The following is a 17,843-nucleotide window of genomic DNA, read 5'->3' on the forward strand; positions in this document are numbered from 1 at the left end:
TCACACCACCGGCCAGGTGTGCACCGGCTGATTGGCGTGCTGCAGCAGGCTGTAGCGCAGCAGCATGTCGTGCAGCGCCGCGGTCCGGTCCAGCCGCCGGTTCCGCTCGGCCGCCCACACCGCCTCGGCCTGCCACACCGCGCCGTTGCGCCCGGTCCGGCACCGGCCCTCGATCACGCCCAGCAGCCGGTCCCGCTCCGCCGGATCAACCCCGAATTTCTCCAACCCGCGGTACGCCTTCGGCAGAAGCTCACGCCGCACGAGGTCGGTGACCGCCACCTCGCCCAGCCCCGGCCACCGCACGTCGGCCTCGATCCCGTGTCGCGCGGCGGCGTGGAAGTTGTCCTCGGCCACCTCGAACGGCAGCCGTGACCAGACCGGGCGGTCCTCCTCGGCGAGCTGGCGCACCAGCCCGAAGTAGAAGGCGGCGTTGGCCAGCAGGTCGACCACGGTCGGCCCGGCCGGCAGCACGCGATTTTCCACGCGCAGGTGCGGCCGGGAGTTCATGACGTCGTAGACCGGCCGGTTCCAGCGGTAGACCGTGCCGTTGTGCAGGCGCAACTCACCCAGCCGCGGCACCCCGCCGGCGCGCAGCACGGCCAGCGGATCCTCGTCCTCCAGGATCGGCAGCAGCGGCGCGAAGTAGCGGACGTTCTCCTCGAACAGGTCGAACACCGACGTGATCCATCGTTCGCCGAACCACACGCGAGGGCGTACCCCCTGGGCCTTGAGCTCGTCCGGACGGGTGTCGGTGGCCTGTTCGAAGAGCGCGATCCGGGTCTCCGCCCAGAGTTGCCGGCCGTGCAGATAGGGCGAGTTGGCGCCGACCGCCACCTGGATCGCGGCGATGGCCTGGGAGGCGTTCCAGTGCGCGGCGAAGTGCTCCGGCGGGACCTGCAGGTGAAACTGGACGCTGGTGCAGGCCGCCTCGGGCGCGATCGAGTCGTTGGCCGTGGTGAGTCGCTCGACACCCTTGATGTCGACCGCGAAGTCCTCGCCGCGGGCGCCGACGATCTCGTCGTTCAGCGCGCGATAGCGCTCGTTGGCCGAGAGGTTGGCGAGCACCAGGTGTTCCGGGGTGAGCGTGGGCAGGCAGCCGATCATCACGATCGTGCAGTCCGCCTTGCCGGCCCGGTCCTCGGCCCGGGCCAGCCGTTCCAGGATGTCGGTCTCATATTCGGTGAAACCGTGCCCGGCGATCATCCGGGGGCGGGCGTTGAGCTCGATGTTGAACTGGCCGAGTTCGGTCTGGAACGACGGATCGGCCAGGTTGGCCAGGATCTCCGCGTTGCGCATGGCCGGCTCGGCGTCCTGGTCCATCAGGTTGAGCTCGATCTCGAGGCCGGTCATCCGGCTCTCCGCGTCGAACGCGCCGGCGTCGAGCATCTGGGCCAGCGCGTCGAGGCAGCGGCGCACCTTGCGCCGGTAGACCGTGCGGTTCTGCGGCGAGTAGACGGCTTGGGACAGGTCCTTGCCCATTCCGGCCTCCCCCACACGCAGTGAACAACCGTGTGCGCGCGGTTCACCTTGCCATCTGTCCGAGCCGCCCGCCACCGGTCCGGCGCATACGCCGAAGCGCCGCCCCTACGGGGACGGCGCTTCGAGTGTTGCGGTGGGCGGCCGAGGGATCAGGCCTGGCGGATGGCCTCGCCCTCGATCTCGATCTTGATCTTCTTGCTGATCATCACGCCGCCGGTCTCGAGGGCCATGTTGTAGGTCAGCCCCCAGTCCTCGCGGTCGATCTCGGTGCTGGCGCTGAAGCCGAAGACGTCGAAGCCGTAGGGGCTGCGGCCCACACCCTCGAACTCGACGGCCAGGTCGACGGGCTTGGTCACGTCCTTGATGGTGAGCTCACCCTCGAGCACGAACTCGCCGCCGTCGAAGGACTTGATGCCGGTGCTGCGGAACTCCATCGTCGGGTACTTCTCGGCCTCGAAGAAGTCGCCGGTGCGCAGGTGGTTGTCACGGTCGGGCTGACCGGTGTGCACGCTGGCGGTCTTGATCGTCGCGGTGACGGACGACTGCAGCGGGTCCTCGGCGACGACGATGGTCGCCTCGGCCTCGCCGAAGTTGCCGCGGACCTTGCTGACCATCAGGTGTCGCGCCACGAAACCGATGCGCTTGTGCGCGGCATCCAGCAGGTAGGTGCCGGCTGCGGGGACCTGAACACCCTGGAAGTCGCGGGTGCTGGAAGCGACGGACTCGGTCATGACAGTTGGTTCCTCTCGGGGATGCCGGATTGTTGTGTGACACAGCAACTATATGCTCGGCAATATTCCACATGTCAAGTGCCTGGTAGGATCGGTCACGTGAACACCGATCTGAACGACCCTCGCTTCACCGCGGTCGGTCTCTTCACCGAGGCCTACACCGGGCTGATGAACCGCTTCTCGGCGCAGCTCGACGAGAACCGCCTGTCCCCCGTCGAGTTCGAGGTGCTGATGCGGCTGGCCCGCTCGCCCGGGCAGCGTCTGCGGATGACCGACCTGGCCGCCCAGACCTCGCTGTCCACCAGTGGCGTGACCCGGGTGGTCGATCGGATGGACCGCGAGGGCCTGGTCCGGCGCGAGGCGTGTGCCACCGACCGGCGCAGCTCCTATGCGGTGATCACCGAGGCCGCGCTGGCCCGGCTCGACGAGTTGCTGCCGAGTCACCTCGACCTGATCCAGCGCTGGCTCGTCGACCCGCTGAGCCCGGCGCAATACGACAGCCTGCTCGACGGTCTGCGTGCACTGCGTGACGCGGTCAATCCGTGCGCCACGGCCGGCAGCGGCGCGAGTCTGGACGGACCGGCAGAAGTACCGGCAGAACCGCAGAACGCCTAGGACATAAGCCGCGCATCCGCCCGGAACGCTGCGCTGCCGCCGCTAGGGTGATCTCCGCAAGGGGGATGCGGCGCGACCGGGGCGCGCACGGGGAGCTACGGGGGAGCCTTCGTTCACGCCGCGTACCGATTGGGGCGTTGTGACGACCGGCGTGTGGGGGGCCACAGGAGGAAGCGCCGGTCGTCCGCGCCGACCCCTTCGTTGATCAGCGACCCAGCAGCTTGAGTTCGCGCGGCAGCAGGGTGATCCCGCCGGTCCGGCAGAGATCGTCCAGCCGGCGCAGAGCCACCTGCCGCGGCTCCGGATCGGGCGTGCAGACCACCAGCCCGACCAACGCCTCCACCACATCCCGCGGATCATGCCCGCCGGCATAGGCGGCGGCCGCCCGGGCGAAGGTCTCCGCCGCCTCCCGTTCGTGACCCCGGCGCATCGCGATCGACGCCTCGACCACGGCGGCCGGCCCGTCCACCGGCATTTCCGCGTCCGACGGCGGCCGCAGCTCGCGCAGCACCTCGTCGGCCTCGGCCAGCCGCCCGGCCTCGGCCAGCGCCAGCCCGATGGTGGCCAGCACCCGGCGCCGGTGGTTCGGGTCGCCCAGCACCTCGAGCTCGGCCACCGCCCGCCGGCCCAGCAGCTCGGCCTCGTCGGGCTGCCCGTCCAGCCGGGCCACCTCGGCCAGGTTCGCCGCGGCCAGCGCGCGCAGCCGATGCTCGCCGCAACGGGCCGCCAGCCGGTCCACCGCCGCCAGCCGCTCGCGGGCCGCGGGCAGGTCGCCCTCGCGGATCTCGTGCCAGGTCAGGTTGTTCTCCGCGACCGCCATGTCGCGCACCCGGCCGCCGGCGCGGGCCAGGCCGAGCGCCGCCTCGCCGTGCCGCCGGGCGGCGTCGAAGCTGCCGGTGGTCATCCACAGCGCGGCCAGCTGGGTGTGCGCGGTGAGCTGCCCGTCCACCGCGCCGATCGCCTCGAAGTCGTCCAGCGCGGAGGTGGCCGACTCGATCTCCTCGCCGCCGGAGCCGTGCTCGAGCGCGAGCTGGGCCAGGCCGACCTTCGCCCAGGCCCGCATCGCCACGTCGGCGTCCGCGGTGCGTGGATCGTCCAGGAGCCGCCGCAACCACTGCCGTCCGGTCACGTCCCGCCCGCGGAACCGCCACCACCGGGGCAGCGCCGCCGCGATCCGCAGCGCGGTGTGCGGGTCCTCCGACGCCGCATAGGTCAGCGCCGCGCCCAGGTCACCGGCCACGTCGTCGAGCCGCTTGGCCGCCGCCGACAGGTTTGCCCCGATCAGCTCCGGCGCGATCTCGTTGGCCAGGTCGGCGATCACCTCGGCGTGCCGCTGCCGGCCGGCGGCCAGCTCGCCCTCGGCGGCGGCCCGCTCGGCGGCGAAGTCCCGAACCACGTCGAGCAGCCGGAACCGGAAGGCGCCGCTGCCGCGGACGCTGAGCAGGCCCAGCTCGAGCAGGCGGTCAAGGAGATGCACCACGTCGGTGCCCGCACCCGGGCCGGGCTCGACCAGGCGCTCGGCCAGCGCGACCGACCAGCGGTGACGGAAGATCGCCAGGCGGCGGAGCGCCCACTGCTCCTCGGGGGCCAGCAGGTTGTAGCTGGCGGCCACCGCGTCACGCAACGAGACCACGGCGTCGCCCGGGCGGCCGGTCAGATCCAGCAGCCGGTCGCCGTAACGGTCCAGGATCTCGGCCACGGTCAGCACCCGGCCGTGCGCGGCGGCCAGCTCGATCGCCATCGGCAGCCCGCCCAGCCGGCGGACCAGCGTGGCCAGCGGCGCCACCTCGTCGGGCTCGACCGGCGCGCGGCGTACCCGGGAAAGGCGGTCGAGGAACAGCGCGACCGCCGGGTAGGCACTCGCCTCGGCCAGCGTGGTGGCCGCCTCCGGCGGCGCGACCAGCGGCGCGAGCGGCCACACCCGCTCGGCCGGCAGACCGATCGGATGCCGGCCGGTGGCGATGAAACGCAGCGTCGGGATGCGCTCGAGCAGCCGGGACAGGGCCTCGGCGACGGCTTCCGGCGCACGCTCGACCGCGTCGATCAGCAGCACGCCGGACCGGGCGGCGAACCGGGCGGACAGGTCGTCGAAGCGACCCACGCCGAACACCGCGGCGACCATGCCCAGGATGTCGCCGGTGGTGAAGCCGTCGGTGACGACGATGCCGGCCACCCCGCCCGGGTGTGCGTCGACGATGCGGTGGGTGACCGCCAGTGCCAGCGCGGTCTTGCCGACACCGGCCAGTCCGACCAGAGTGACGCCGCGCGGGCCCAGCGGTGGGCGGATGGTGAGCCGGGCGACCAGCTCGTCGACGTCGCCGTCGCGGCCGATCAGATCGCCGGCCGGCGGGAGCCGCACGAACCGCGGCGGCCGGCCCGGCTCGGGCGCGGGGCCACGAGCCGCGCTGAGGAAGTCGCGCAGCTCGGCGCCGGTCAGCCCGAGCGCGGTCGCCAGCAGCTCGACGGTGGTGCGTTGCGGCCGGTTGGCCCGGCCGCGCTCCAGATCCCGCACCGTGCGCACGCCGATGCCGGCGCGCTTGGCCAGCTCGTCCTGGGTCAGCCGGGCCCGCCTGCGATGACTGCCCAGCATGGCCCCGAATCCCGGACCTTCGCGGTCCGCCCCGTGATCAGATGCCATGCCCTGAAAGTAGGCACCTGTGTCGATGCCTGCCGAACTGAGCGGCGGTGTTGTCAGGCATCGGACCGAGCGGCGGTCGGAATCACGACACGCGACCGTTAAATGATCTCAGAGTCCGAGGTTGCGGGCGATCAGCATGCGCTGCACCTCGGACGTGCCCTCGCCCACTTCCAGGATCTTGGCGTCCCGATAGAAACGGCCGACCGCCGACTCGTTCATGAAGCCGTAGCCGCCGTGCACCTGGGTGGCGTAGCGCGCGTTGTCCATCGCCGCGTTGCTGGCGTGCAGCTTGGCCACCGCGGCATAGGCCTTGAAGTCCGCCCCGGCCAGCATCCGCGCGGCGGCGTCGTAATAGGCCAGACGAGCGGTGTGCGCCCGCAACTCCATGTCCGCGATCATGAACTGGACCGCCTGGAAGTCGCCGATCGCATGCCCGAACGCCTGGCGCTGCTTCGCATAGGTGACCGATTCGTCGACGCAGCCCTGAGCCAGCCCGACGGACAGCGCGGCGATCGCGATGCGTCCCTCGTCGAGGATCCGCAGGAACTGCGCGAAGCCCCGACCGCGCTCGCCCAGCAGGTTTCCGGCCGGCACCCGCACGTCGTCGAAGGCCAGCTCGTGGGTGTCCGAGGCGCACCAGCCCACCTTGGAATAGCCGGGCGCGACGGTGAAGCCCGGCGTGCCGGACGGAACGATGATGGTGGACAGCTGCTTGCTGCCGTCCGGGTTCACCCCGGTCACCGCCATGACCGTGACCAGGGAGGTGATGTCGGTGCCGGAGTTGGTGATGAACGCCTTGGAGCCGTTGATCACCCACTCGCCGGTGGCCTCGTCGAGCGTGGCGCGGGTCATCGTGGCACCGGCGTCGGAGCCGCCGCCCGGCTCGGTGAGACCGAAGGCCGCCAGGGCCTCGCCGCTGGTCAGCTGCGGCAGCCAGCGGGCCTGCTGCTCCGGCGTACCGAAACGAAAGATCGGCATCGCACCCAGCGAGACCGCCGCCTCCAGGGTGACCGCGACGGAGCTGTCCACCCGGGCCAACTCCTCGAGGGCGAGGCAGAGCGCGAAGTAGTCGCCGCCCATGCCGCCGTGCTCCTCGGGGAACGGCAGTCCGAACAGGCCCATCTTGCCCATCTGCCGGACCAGGTCATAGGGGAACGTGTGCTGCTCGTAGTGCTCGGCGATGACCGGTGCGACCTGCTCGCGCGCGAATTCCCGCACGCTCTCGCGCAACGCCTCCTGCTCCTCGCTGAGCCGGAAGTCGACCATGACGGGGTCCTCTTTCTGCGATCTAGACAGGGGTGACGCCGTGCCGGCGCCGGGAGAAGCCGCGTTCCTTGCCCTGCGCGGCGGCGAACCGGCGGACCAGTTCGCCACGCAGGTCGGCCGGCTCGACCACGGCGTCGATGACGAGCTCGCTGGCCAGCCGCATGATGTCGATGTCGCGTTCGTAGTCGGCGCGCTTGGCGGCGACGAACTCGGCCCGCTCGGCCTCGTCCTCGATCGCGGCGATCTTGTTGGCATAGACCGCGTTGACGGCCGCGTCCGCGCCCATCACGGCGATCTTTGCGGTGGGCAGCGCGATCGTCGCGTCCGGGTCGAAACCGGGGCCGGCCATCGCGTAGAGCCCGGCGCCGTAGGCCTTGCGGACCACGACACAGATCTTGGGTACGGTCGCCTCGCTGATCGCCGTGATCATCTTGGCGCCGTGCCGGATGATGCCCTGTTTCTCCACCGCCGACCCGACCATGAACCCGGGCACGTCGGAGAGGAACAGCAGCGGCACGTTGAACGCGTCGCAGAGCTGCACGAAGCGGCTCGCCTTGTCCGCCGAATCGACGAACAGCACGCCGCCCTTGAACATCGAGTTGTTGCCGACCACGCCGATCACGCGGCCGTCGAGCCGGGCGAAGCCGACCGTCAACTCCCTGGCCCACAAGGCGTGGATCTCGAAGAACGAGCCCTCGTCGACGATGCCCTTCAGATAACGCCGCATGTCGAACGCCTGCCGCTCGCTGACCGGCACCAGCGCGGCGAGGTCCACAGTGGCCGGCGCCTTGGCGGCCGCGGCCGGCGGCTCCTGCTGCCAGTTGGACGGCAGGTAGGAGAGGTAGTCGCGGACCACGCCGAGCGCGTCCTGCTCGGTCTTGCAGAGGAAGTGGCCGACGCCGGACTCGGCGCAGTGCACCCGCGCGCCGCCCATCGCCTCGAGCGTCGTCTTCTCGCCGGTCACCATCTCGACCATCCGGTCGGATCCCAGGTACATGCTCGCGTTGCCCTCGACCATCGCGACCACGTCGCAGAACGCGGGGATGTAGGCCCCGCCCGCGGCGGACGGGCCGAACAGCGCGCAGACCTGCGGGATCGAGCCGGAGGCCCGAACCTGGTTGTGGAAGATCTTTCCGGCGCCGCGCCGGCCGGGGAAGAGGTCGACCTGGTCGGTGATGCGCGCGCCCGCCGAATCCACGAGATAGACCATGGGTACGCCGTTGGCATAGGCCCGCTCGATGATCCGGATGATCTTCTCGACCGTGCGGGCGCCCCACGACCCGGCCTTGACCGTCGAGTCGTTCGCCATCACGCACACGTCGCGCCCGTCGATCCGGGCGTTTCCGGTGATCACGCCATCGGCCGGCAGTCCGTCGGCGAGACTGTTCGCATAGAGCCCGTCCTCGACGAACGAGCCCTCGTCGGTCAGCAACGCGATCCGCTCGCGGGCGAACAGCTTGCCCTTGGCGGCGTTCGCGGCGTGGTAACGCTCCGCCCCGCCCGCCATCACCCGCTTGCGGACCTGGGCCAACGCCTCGTCGTCGACCGACACCGCGCCTCCTCCTCTGAGCCAAGCCCCTTCGAAACGATCCTGAACGATCGTTAGGGTAGCGTACCCCGCCAACGCCGGAAGGGAGCCTCCGCCGGCTGCGGAGGCTCCCTTCCGTTCCTTGCGTCACCGGCGCTGTGGAGGAGCACCGGCTTTATCCCGACGCCGCGTGGCGTCGGTTCGGGCCGCGCCCGGGACGGCGCGACCCGTGACCTTCAGAGCTGGATCAGCCCAGGGTGTTGAGCAGGTTCAGGCCACCGACGCTGGGCACGTTGCCGCCCTTGGTCAGACCATCGGTCAGGCCGCCGACCGGGGAAGCCTCGGTCGCGGCGGACTTGCCGTGAGCCTTGGCGCCGTGGGCCTTGCGCGGCGCGTCGCCGTAGTCGGCGTCGTCGTTGCCGTTGTCGCCGGCGTAGTCACCATCGTGGTCACCATCGTGGTCACCGTCGTAGTCGCCGTCGTTGTCGCCGTCGTTGTCGCCGTCGTTGTCGTCACCGTCGTGGTCGTGGTGCTTGCCCTTGCCACCACCGTTGCTGCACGCCGCGGCGGCGTTGGCCTCGCCCAGGATGCCCAGGGCGTTGCCGCAGATGTTCACCGGGATCTCGACCGGCGCGTACGCCTGCAGGCCGTTGGCGATGCCGTTGTTGTCCGACGAGTTCTGGGTGACGTCGTCGTAACCGCCCTCGGTGTTCTGCGAGACGGCCGCGGCGTTCGCCTCGCCGAGCGCGGCGACCGAGTTGCCGGACAGGTTGACCGGCATGTGCAGGCCACTGAGGATCTGGACGCCGTTGAGCGCGCCGTTGTTGTCCGTGGTGTTCTGCGTCGCCGAGCCCGACTCGGTCTTCCAGCTGCCGTTGGAGCAGTGCGCCTGCGCGTTCGCCTCGCCGAGCAGGGCGATCGCGTTGCCGCAGAGGTTGATCGGGATCTCGATCGGGAAGTACAGCTGGGCGCCGTTCAGGATCCCGTTGTTGTCCCACGAGTTCTGGGTGACGTCGTCGTCGCCACCCTTCTTGCCCTCGGTGCGGGTGCTCTCGGTGCGCTTGTTCACGCCACTGCCGGCGGCGTTGGCCTCACCGAGCACCGCGGCCGCGTTGCCGACCACGTTGACCGGGACGTAGGCCGGGGCGTACGCCTGCAGGCCGTTCAGGACACCGTTGTTGTCCTTCGAGGTCTGCTTGACCTTGCGGTGGCCCTCGGTCGAGTTGAAGCCGGAGCCGGCCGCGTTGGCCTCGCCCGCCACGCCGATCGCGTTGCCGACCACGTTCACCGGCGCGGTGATGCCGGAGACGATCTGGATGCCGTTGCCGATGCCGTTGTTGTCCCAGGAGTTCTGGTCGACGTCGGCGTGCGCGGCGGTGGAGCCGACCAGCAGGGCGCCAGCGGCCAGGACACCGACGCTCAGAGTCTTGCGAACCCAAGTCTTCATGAGAAAGAAGTGCCTTTCGAAAATGTCAGCAGAATGGTGGTGCGCGTATTCAGTTGGGCGTTGCGGAACAAGGTGCATTCGGGCGCAGCGGTGCCTGGCTTGATTTCTCCGGACCTGACTCCGCTTGTCGACGTGCGCCCACAGCGGTGATGTGACGGATTCAGCCGTGCGTGATTCGCCGTTTGTTCGCAAACGGTTCGTGGAATCCGGACGGTCGCCACCCATGACCGGGCGGTCGGGTGCCTGCCCGAGGCCGGCGTCCGTCACTAGTCAGGTGAGACGGTCGGTGCCTCGGCGTCATATCGCCGGGCCTCGACATCGGTCGCCATACGCAGCCGGTGGGAATTCACCAGACCGCTCACGACCGCAGCCGGAAGGAAGGCCGCAGAGCCACCTTCCGTCGGAGCTCCCGACGCGGAGGTCGAGATGCCGCTGAGTGCCCCGAGGTGCACCCGCCGAGGAGCAGGTCCGTCATCTCCGGGCGAGTCCGGCCGGCCCGCCGAAGCGGTGGCCGGGTGCCCTTCGGTGACGATCGAGTGCCTCTTGCCTGCGTACGCCGTGGTGGCCAGGACGTCATCTGCACCAGCCGGGCGGCCGGGTGCCTTGACGTGCGGGGCCGTACCGGCGTCCGCGGTCCGTGTCGCCGCCGCCGCACGGATCACCGGCTTCTCAGCCGATGCCGGACGCTGCGTTCCGGCCGGTACGGCTGCCTGGGGCAGCGCGTCGACGACCGAGTGCAGTGGCCGGGTGAGCGGTGCCGCCACCGGGGCGAGTCGGCTGGAGTCCGCCGGTCCGCCGGTGAGGCGGAGTGGGCCGGACAACTCCCGGACGACACGGTCCACCGCACCGAGTGCGGTGTTCGCGTCGTTCTTGCCGTGCGCGGGGGCCACCTCGTCGAGCGTTCCCGTCAGCGCGGCGGCCGGCCGGGTGAGCACCCGGGTCGGCGTGGCGAGGACGGTGTCGGTGACCCCTTGGTGCTGGTGTTTCCGATGCTTCTGGGCGTGTTCCCGGTGTCCGGCGTCCAGCGGCTGGGCGGCCACCTTGAGGACGTCGCGAACCACCGGTGTGGCGTCGCCGTGCACGACGGATCCGATCAGCGACGACCCTTCGGCCGTGGCGTCCTGGTCCGCGGCGTGCGCGGCAGCGCCGGTGAGAAGCCAGGCGGCACCGGCCAGACCGCCGATGACGAGAGCACGCAAGGCCCACCGGGATCCGGTGCGACGCGTCTCCGCCCCCTGGCTGTGGGGCGGCATGCGCGTGCCGGCGCCGGCGTCGGGCGGGGACGACGCGAGTGCCGCGTGCGGCATGCGCTCGCTCACCCACCCCGTCATGGTCCACCCCTCGTCGTTCGACACAGACCGGTGGCTCGCCCACCGCCTCCGGCCTCCCGGATGCGGCGATATCGGCCACTCGATATGGGTAACGAAGAGACCCGACCGGGGTCACGCGGACAAATAGGAAAAATAATCGGACGAATCAACCGCGGGAATCACACCAATCTGGTACGCGGTCCGGCCCGAAGAACACCGGACGGCAGCGTCCGGCCGAGCAGTTTCTCGGCCAGTTCCGCCACCTCGATCAGCGCGTCGAGGTCGATTCCGGTGTCGATCCCCATGTCGTGCAGCATGTGCACGACCTCCTCGGTCGCCACGTTGCCGGAGGCGCCCGGCGCATAGGGGCAGCCGCCGATCCCGCCGACGCTCGCGTCGAACTCGGTCACCCCGAGATCCAGCGCGGTGAGGATGTTCGCCAGCCCCGTCCCCCGGGTGTTGTGGAAGTGCAGCAGGTCCGGGCGTACGGCGGAAAGAAGGTCCTTGACCCGTCGTGGGGTTGCCATGCCGGTGGTGTCGCCGAAGGCGATGCGGTCGGCGCCGTCGGCACGCACCCGGGCCACGATGCCGGCCACCCGATCCGGATCGATGTCGCCCTCGAACGGGCAGCCGAAGCTGGTCGCGACGATCACCTCGAGGGTCGCGCCGGCCTCGTGCACCAGCGGGATCAGCCCGGCGATGCCGTCCAGCGACTCGGCCGTCGAGCGGTTCAGGTTGCGCCGGTTGTGCGTGTCGCTGGCCGAGACCACGACCTCGATCTCGCCGAAGCCGGCCTGGATCGCGCGCTCGGCGCCGCGGGTGTTCGGGATCAGCGCGGAGTAGCGGATCTCCGGGTGCTTCCGGACCCGCGCCCACACCTCGTCCGCGTCGGCCATCTGCGGGATCGCCCTGGGGTGCACGAACGACACCGCCTCGATCCGGCGCACGCCGGTGCCGGAGAGCGCGTCGATCAGCCGGACCTTGGCGTCGGCCGGGATCGGCTCCTCGTTCTGCAGGCCGTCGCGCGGCGCGACCTCGCGGATCGAGACGTTCATCGCATCCGTCCCACGATGCCGGTGTCGTAGTCGCCGCTGAGGAACTCCGAATTTTCCAGCAACTCGGCGAAGAACGGCAGGTTGTTCTTGGGGCCGGCGATCTGGAAGCCGGCCACCGCGACCCGGGCCTTGGCGATGGCGTCGGCGCGGTCGTGGCCGTAGACGATCACCTTGGCCAGCAGTGAGTCGTAGAACGGCGTCACCGTCAGGTCCGCCCAGTAGCCCGCGTCGACCCGGACGCCGTGGCCACTCGGCTCGATCCAGGTGGTGATGTGCCCGGGGCCCGGCAGGAACCGCTTGGGATCCTCCGCGTTCACCCGCAGTTCGATCGCGTGACCGGCGGTGATGAGCGTGTCCGGATCGAAGGTCGGCGGCAGTCCGGCGGCGATCCGTAGCTGCTCCTCGACCAGGTCGATGCCGTGGATCAGCTCGGTGATCGGGTGCTCGACCTGCAGGCGGGTGTTCATCTCCAGGAAGAAGAACTCGCCGGTCACCGGGTCGAGCAGGCACTCGACGGTGCCCGCGTTGCGGTAGCCCACGGCCTCGCCGGCCCGGACCGCGGCGGCCAGCAAGCGGGCGCGTAGTTTCGGCGACACGGCCGGGGACGGCGCCTCCTCGACCAGTTTCTGGTTGCGGCGCTGCACCGAGCACTCGCGCTCGCTCAGCGCGATCACCCGGCCGTCGGCCAGCCCGAGGATCTGCACCTCGACGTGGCGCACCCGGGGGAAGTAGCGCTCCAGCAGCACCGAGCCGTCGCCGAAGGTCCGCTCGGCGAAGCCGCTGACCTTGTCGAACTCCTTGCGCAACGCGGCCTCGTCAGCGGCCACCGCCATGCCCATGCCGCCGCCGCCCGCGGACGCCTTGACCATCACCGGGTAACCGATCCCGGCGGCGGCCTCGACCGCCGCGTCGACCGACGCCGCCGGGTCCGTCGTGCCCGGCGCGACCGGCACGCCGGCCGCGGCCATCAGGTTGCGGGCATTGATCTTGTCGCCCATCGCGGTGATCGCGTCGGCGCCGGGCCCGATCCACACCAGGCCGTTCTCCTCGACGGTACGAGCGAACGCGGCGTTTTCGCTGAGGAAGCCGTAACCGGGGTGGATCGCCTGCGCGCCGGTGCTCTTGGCGGCGGCCAGGATCGCCTCGACATTGCGGTAGCTCGACGCGGGCGCGGCCGGCCCGATGTTCACCGCCTGGTCCGCCTCGACCACGAACGGCATCTCGGCGTCCGCATCCGAGTGCACCGCGATCGCCCGGATCCCGAGGCGCCGGGCGGTGCGGATGATGCGGCGGGCGATCTCGCCGCGGTTGGCGACGAGCAGCGAGTCGATCATCGTTTCACCAGCCTTCCAGTTCAGCGGCCCTCCAGGGCACAGGCTGCGGCCTCCCTCAGGAGCGCCGCCGCGCGGTTTCGCTCGACCTCGGCGCCGAGGAACGGCGTCGAGTTCATCAGGCCGAAGGCGGCGTGGGCGAGCACCCGCGCCTCAGCGGGATCCAGGCCCGGACGCAAGGTCGCCAGCACGCCGACCCACTCCTCGACATAGAGGCGCTGCAGCTTGCGGATCTGCCGGCGCGGCTCCTCCGGCAGCCGGTCGAGTTCGTGCAGGTGCAGGGCGATCACCGCGGGGTTCGCCAGCGCGAACGCGACGTGGAAGTCGATCAGGTCGGTGAGCGCGGCGTGCGCGTCGTCGGTGTGCCGGGCGACCCGCTCACGGCCTCCGTGCAGCAGGCCCTCGCTCACCGGGATCAGCGCCGCGACCAGCATGGCCTCTTTCCCGGCGAAGTGGTGATAGAGCGCCGGACCGGTGACGCCGGCCGCCGAGCCGATGTCGTCCATCGAGACGCCGTGGTAGCCACGCTGGGCGAACAGCCCGACCGCGATGTCCAGGATCTCGTCCCGCCGCGAGCGCCGGCGCGGCGCGGGCGGACCCGTCCGATGCTGCTGATCTACCGTCACGAAGTAAACGATAACCGGCTGTCAAGTTCGCTAACTTAACGATCGTTCATCGCCCGTTCGGGTCGTCGACCGGGCGCCGGTCAGCGGCAGAGCCACGTCGTAGGGCTCGGCATCCAGGGTCGCGGTGACCGCGGCGCTGCGCGCGGTGGTGCCGTTGCGGGCGTCGAACCGGCGGGCGATCTCCAGCGCCTGCGCCGACATCTCCGCGCGCAACGTGCCGGCCGGCACGTCGAGGCCGTCCCGCCGGATCGTCACGTCACCGTGCCCGATCTCGTCCAACCGGCGCAGCAGCAGTGCGGCCGTCGCGGCGAAGTACATGGTCGTGGCCGGTGACGGCGACTTCGGCAGCCACCCCACGTGGCGCTGCAGGATCTCCAGGCCACGGTGCTCGTTGCCGGTGCGGGCGCAGAGCTCGATGGCCTCGGCCACGTCGTACATGTCCGCGATGTTCCGCTGGAAGACGCGGTAGGACCGCAGGTGCGCGTCCACCGCGTCGCTGATCCGGCCGGTGCGCAGATAGGGCACGACGAGGTTGCCCAGGATGCCCTGCGGCTGCTCGGAGCAGGTCAGATTGGACGCCATGGCGGCCTCACCGACCGCGATCGCGTCCTCGTCCCGGCCCCGGCTCACCAGATAGAAGACCCGGGACGACGGATCGCAGCCGATGCAGTCGGACAGATCGGAGCGCGGCGAGGTGACCCAGCGCTGGTACCACTCGTCGGCCTTCGCCGTGTCGCCGATGTGCGCGGCGACGTGGTGCCGGTCCTTGTAGACCGGCTGCAGGTTGTCGCCGGCGGCCGCCCGGTAGCGGCGTTCCATGTCGTCCAGCACGTCGTAGGTGCGAGCCAGCGGCACCTCGGGGAACTTCAGCAGGGCGCCGATCATGTGCTTGAACTGCCACAGCAGGGTGTGCTCCCAGGCGCCGTGATAGGGCGCCGGGTCGTTGTCGAACTCGCTCAAGCACCAGGAGAACGTGACGAACGACTTGCCGGGCTCACCACCCTGCACATAGGACGAGGTGGCGTCCATCCGCACGGCGAACGACAGCTCGCGGTCGCCGCTCGCGTCGGCACGCCACAGCACCTGCTCGAAGGCGGCGATGCGGGCGGCGCCCCAAGGCAGGCCGCGCGCCTCGCTCAGCATGCTCCACAGTTGCTTCTTGGTCGGGTTCACTCCGGGTCACCTCCGACGGCGTGGTCCAGCAGGCCGAGGAACGACGAGTTCAGCAGCGTCGCGTCGGCCGGCCGCAGTGGGTGGTAGCCGAGCAGCAGCGCCTGGCCGTAGAGCGCGTCCACGGACAACCCGGCGAGCTCCGGATCGCCCAGCCCGGCGATCCGGCGGATCAGTGGGTTGCGATGGTTGAGCACCAGTTGCGGTCGCTCGACCGGGCCGGCTCCGGAGAGCGCGTCGAGCACACCCGCCCACAGCTCGTCGGCCCGGTCGCGGGTGGCGCTGAGCTGCTCGTGGAAGGCGGCGGCCCGGCTGACCAGATAGAGCGCCGGCAGCCCGGCCGGCTCGAAGGACCGCAGCACGACCTCGCAGCCGAGCCGGTCGAGGCGGCGCTGGGCGGCCGCCAGGAACGGGCGCAGCCGCAGCTCGGCCTCGGTGTCGACGGCCTCGAAGCGGGTCGCCAGGTCGGCCGGTTCCAGGCGCTCGACCCGGATCGCCGGATCCACCTCGCGCAGCCGCTCGATGATCTCGTCGTCGTACGCGTAACCCCCGTTGATCAGGGCGATGTTCTGCGCGGCGGCGACGGCCGCGAGCTGGCGGAACTCGTCGGCGGTGGCCGCGTACCGCAGGGTGCCGTGCCGCTCGCGGAAGTCGGCGAGCGTGACCCGGCCGATGTTGGTCTCCATCGGCCAGCACTGCTCGACGAGGCGCAGCATCTCGTCGTCGTGCAGGGCCAGCGCCTTCACGCCGAGGTGGTGGATCCGCAGGAAGTCGCCGAGCCGCCGCGGATCGGTCGCGGACAGCCGCACCAGCCAGCCACGCAGCTGATCGGCGATGCCGTCGCGGGCGATGGCCAGCAGCGAGTCCTCATAGAGCGCCTCGCGGCTGGCGGTCGGCCGCAGCTCGGTGCTGTCCACCACGCAGCGCGCGAAGAACGCCCACTCGGGCAGCAGCCCGTCGACCGCCTCGGAGAGCAGCATCCGCTTGAGATAGACCCGGTGGCCGCCGCGGGTGGCCGGGTTGACCGGGGTGGGCAGCACGAACGCGGCGCCGGTCAGGCCGGCCTCGGGCACGTTCAGCTCGATCACGTCGAACGGGCGGAAGCCGACCGTCTGCTCCGACCAGCGCACCTCGCCGCCGGTCACCGGCGTGCCGTCCACGGTGATGTCGATCGGCAGCATCGAGCCGTAGTGCCGGGCCAGGTCGAGGACGGTGGCCGGGGTCAGGAACTCCTCGGTGCCGCGGCGCGGGAGCAGCGTGACCTCGGTGCCCGGCTCGCGGTCCGGGCCGGGGCGCACCTCGTAACGCCCGTCGGAGAAGCCGGTCCACAGCACGGCCGGCGACCCGGCGTGCTGGGTGTGCACCCGGATCTCGTCGGCGACCAGGAAGCAGGAGAGCAGGCCGATGCCGAACTGACCGAGGAACTCGTGCCGGGCGAAGCCGAGCTCGTCGCGCTTGGAACTGCGGCCGATGGTGGCCAGCAGCTCGTGCACCTGCGCCTCGGTCAGGCCGATGCCGTTGTCGGTGACGCGCAGCGCCTCCGCGCCGGTGGTGATCCGGACCTGACCGGTCTGGTCACCGCCGGCCGCGGTGATCGCGTCGACCGCATTTTGCAGGAGCTCGCGGACATAGACCCGCGGGCTCGCATAGAGGTGATGGCTGAGCAGGTCGACGATGCCGCGCAGGTCCACCTGGAACGTGTTGGTCACGCCCCAGGACGCTAGTGAACCCGATCAATCAGCGCTTCACGATTTCGTGCCGCCCGGCTCGCTGCCCTTGACGATGGGCGCCCGGACCAGGTTTCCCCACTCGGTCCAGGAGCCGTCGTAGTTGCGGACCTGCTCAAAGCCGAGCAGGTGGGTCAGCACGAACCAGGTGTGGCTGGACCGCTCGCCGATCCGGCAATAGGCGATCACGTCGTCCGACGGGTTCAGCCCGAGCTCGTCGGAATAGATCCTGGTGAGCTCGTCGGCCCGCTTGAAGGTGCCGTCCTCGTTCGCCGCGGACTTCCACGGCTTGCTCACCGCACCCGGGATGTGGCCGCCGCGCAGCGCGCCCTCCTGCGGATAGGCCGCCATGTGCGTCAGCTCGCCGGTGTACTCCTGCGGCGACCGCACGTCGACCAGCGGCCGCCCGCTCGTCACGTGCGACTCCACCTCGTCGCGGAACGCCCGGATCCGCGCGTCGTCGCGGGTCGGCACCGGGTAGTCCGCACGGTCGCGCACGGGCTTTTCCCGGGTCAGCTCGCGGCCCTCGGCCACCCACTTCTGCCGGCCGCCGTCCAGGATCCGCATGTCCTGGTGGCCGAACAGGCTGAACACCCACAGCGCGTAGGTCGCCCACCAGTTGTTGTTGTCGCCGTAGAACACGATCGTGTCGTCGCGGCCGATGCCCTTGGCGGCGCACAGCTCGGCGAACGCGGCGGGATCCAGATAGTCCCGGGTCACCTGGTCGTTCAGCTCGAGGTGCCAGTCGACCTTGACGGCGCCCGGGATGTGCCCGGTGTCGTAGAGCAGCACGTCCTCGTCCGACTCGACCACCACCAGGCCCGGCTCGCCGAGATGGGCGGCCAGCCACTCGGTGGTGACCAGCTTGTCGGGATGTGCGTAGGCCCTCAGCTCGGGGGCGGGATCAGTCTCCATCTTCT

General features: G+C 70.6%; 14 protein-coding genes. 1 reads left to right on the plus strand and 13 read right to left on the minus strand.

Annotated elements, in window-relative coordinates; genetic code table 11:
* Together ACZ6TI_RS04950 and ACZ6TI_RS04955 are read right to left on the minus strand one after the other, a co-directional pair.
* The gene (locus ACZ6TI_RS04950; protein WP_465343678.1) at positions 1-1,479 is read right to left on the minus strand and encodes a glutamate-cysteine ligase family protein; all 1,479 of its coding nucleotides are present in this window, start codon (positions 1,477-1,479) and stop codon (positions 1-3) included.
* Positions 1,480-1,628: 149 nt separating this feature from the next.
* Positions 1,629-2,210, minus strand: a complete 582-nt coding sequence (locus ACZ6TI_RS04955; protein ID WP_465343679.1) for a YceI family protein — start codon at positions 2,208-2,210, stop codon at positions 1,629-1,631.
* A 99-nt stretch (positions 2,211-2,309) separates the two neighbouring features.
* Between ACZ6TI_RS04955 and ACZ6TI_RS04960 the strand changes: the two genes are divergently transcribed.
* Positions 2,310-2,825: a MarR family winged helix-turn-helix transcriptional regulator gene (locus tag ACZ6TI_RS04960; RefSeq protein WP_465343680.1), complete on the plus strand. Its 516-nt coding sequence runs from the start codon at positions 2,310-2,312 to the stop codon at positions 2,823-2,825.
* 205 nt (positions 2,826-3,030) lie between these two features.
* Here the strand turns inward: ACZ6TI_RS04960 and ACZ6TI_RS04965 are convergent, their stop codons facing one another.
* From ACZ6TI_RS04965 to ACZ6TI_RS05015, 11 genes are all read right to left on the minus strand, one after another.
* Positions 3,031-5,463, minus strand: coding sequence for an ATP-binding protein (locus ACZ6TI_RS04965; RefSeq protein WP_465343681.1), 2,433 nt, complete (start codon positions 5,461-5,463; stop codon positions 3,031-3,033).
* 108 nt (positions 5,464-5,571) lie between these two features.
* Complete coding sequence (locus tag ACZ6TI_RS04970; RefSeq protein WP_465343682.1) at positions 5,572-6,729, minus strand: acyl-CoA dehydrogenase family protein; 1,158 nt, start codon at positions 6,727-6,729, stop codon at positions 5,572-5,574.
* Between the two features lie 22 nt (positions 6,730-6,751).
* Positions 6,752-8,281, minus strand: a complete 1,530-nt coding sequence (locus ACZ6TI_RS04975; RefSeq protein WP_465343683.1) for an acyl-CoA carboxylase subunit beta — start codon at positions 8,279-8,281, stop codon at positions 6,752-6,754.
* 223 nt (positions 8,282-8,504) lie between these two features.
* Positions 8,505-9,704, minus strand: a complete 1,200-nt coding sequence (locus tag ACZ6TI_RS04980; RefSeq protein ID WP_465343684.1) for a chaplin family protein — start codon at positions 9,702-9,704, stop codon at positions 8,505-8,507.
* A gap of 266 nt (positions 9,705-9,970) precedes the next feature.
* Positions 9,971-11,035, minus strand: a complete 1,065-nt coding sequence (locus tag ACZ6TI_RS04985) for a hypothetical protein (protein ID WP_465343685.1) — start codon at positions 11,033-11,035, stop codon at positions 9,971-9,973.
* A 158-nt stretch (positions 11,036-11,193) separates the two neighbouring features.
* Positions 11,194-12,069, minus strand: a complete 876-nt coding sequence (locus ACZ6TI_RS04990; protein WP_465343686.1) for a hydroxymethylglutaryl-CoA lyase — start codon at positions 12,067-12,069, stop codon at positions 11,194-11,196.
* The gene (locus tag ACZ6TI_RS04995) at positions 12,066-13,403 is read right to left on the minus strand and encodes an acetyl-CoA carboxylase biotin carboxylase subunit (protein WP_465343687.1); all 1,338 of its coding nucleotides are present in this window, start codon (positions 13,401-13,403) and stop codon (positions 12,066-12,068) included. Before ACZ6TI_RS04995 ends, ACZ6TI_RS04990 begins: the two co-directional genes overlap by 4 nt.
* Before the next feature lie 20 nt (positions 13,404-13,423).
* Positions 13,424-14,026, minus strand: coding sequence for a TetR/AcrR family transcriptional regulator (locus tag ACZ6TI_RS05000; RefSeq protein WP_465343688.1), 603 nt, complete (start codon positions 14,024-14,026; stop codon positions 13,424-13,426).
* 30 nt (positions 14,027-14,056) lie between these two features.
* Complete coding sequence (locus tag ACZ6TI_RS05005) at positions 14,057-15,199, minus strand: hypothetical protein (RefSeq protein WP_465343689.1); 1,143 nt, start codon at positions 15,197-15,199, stop codon at positions 14,057-14,059.
* Positions 15,196-16,905, minus strand: coding sequence for an HSP90 family protein (locus tag ACZ6TI_RS05010; RefSeq protein WP_465343690.1), 1,710 nt, complete (start codon positions 16,903-16,905; stop codon positions 15,196-15,198). Before ACZ6TI_RS05010 ends, ACZ6TI_RS05005 begins: the two co-directional genes overlap by 4 nt.
* Positions 16,906-16,941: 36 nt before the next feature.
* Positions 16,942-17,838, minus strand: coding sequence for a sulfurtransferase (locus ACZ6TI_RS05015; protein WP_465343691.1), 897 nt, complete (start codon positions 17,836-17,838; stop codon positions 16,942-16,944).
* Positions 17,839-17,843 lie beyond the last annotated feature (5 nt).

The sequence above is a fragment of the Actinoplanes sp. NPDC051388 genome (assembly GCF_055586225.1).

Excerpts from the sequence above, each read along its gene's own strand:
- ACZ6TI_RS04950 (WP_465343678.1), bottom strand. The coding sequence starts at position 1,479 with ATGGGCAAGGACCTGTCCCAAGCCGTCTACTCGCCGCAGAACCGCACG.
- ACZ6TI_RS04980 (WP_465343684.1), bottom strand. The coding sequence starts at position 9,704 with ATGAAGACTTGGGTTCGCAAGACTCTGAGCGTCGGTGTCCTGGCCGCT.
- ACZ6TI_RS04990 (WP_465343686.1), bottom strand. The coding sequence starts at position 12,069 with ATGAACGTCTCGATCCGCGAGGTCGCGCCGCGCGACGGCCTGCAGAAC.
- ACZ6TI_RS04965 (WP_465343681.1), bottom strand. The coding sequence starts at position 5,463 with ATGGCATCTGATCACGGGGCGGACCGCGAAGGTCCGGGATTCGGGGCC.
- ACZ6TI_RS04985 (WP_465343685.1), bottom strand. The coding sequence starts at position 11,035 with ATGACGGGGTGGGTGAGCGAGCGCATGCCGCACGCGGCACTCGCGTCG.
- ACZ6TI_RS04970 (WP_465343682.1), bottom strand. The coding sequence starts at position 6,729 with ATGGTCGACTTCCGGCTCAGCGAGGAGCAGGAGGCGTTGCGCGAGAGC.
- ACZ6TI_RS05015 (WP_465343691.1), bottom strand. The coding sequence starts at position 17,838 with ATGGAGACTGATCCCGCCCCCGAGCTGAGGGCCTACGCACATCCCGAC.
- ACZ6TI_RS04955 (WP_465343679.1), bottom strand. The coding sequence starts at position 2,210 with ATGACCGAGTCCGTCGCTTCCAGCACCCGCGACTTCCAGGGTGTTCAG.
- ACZ6TI_RS04995 (WP_465343687.1), bottom strand. The coding sequence starts at position 13,403 with ATGATCGACTCGCTGCTCGTCGCCAACCGCGGCGAGATCGCCCGCCGC.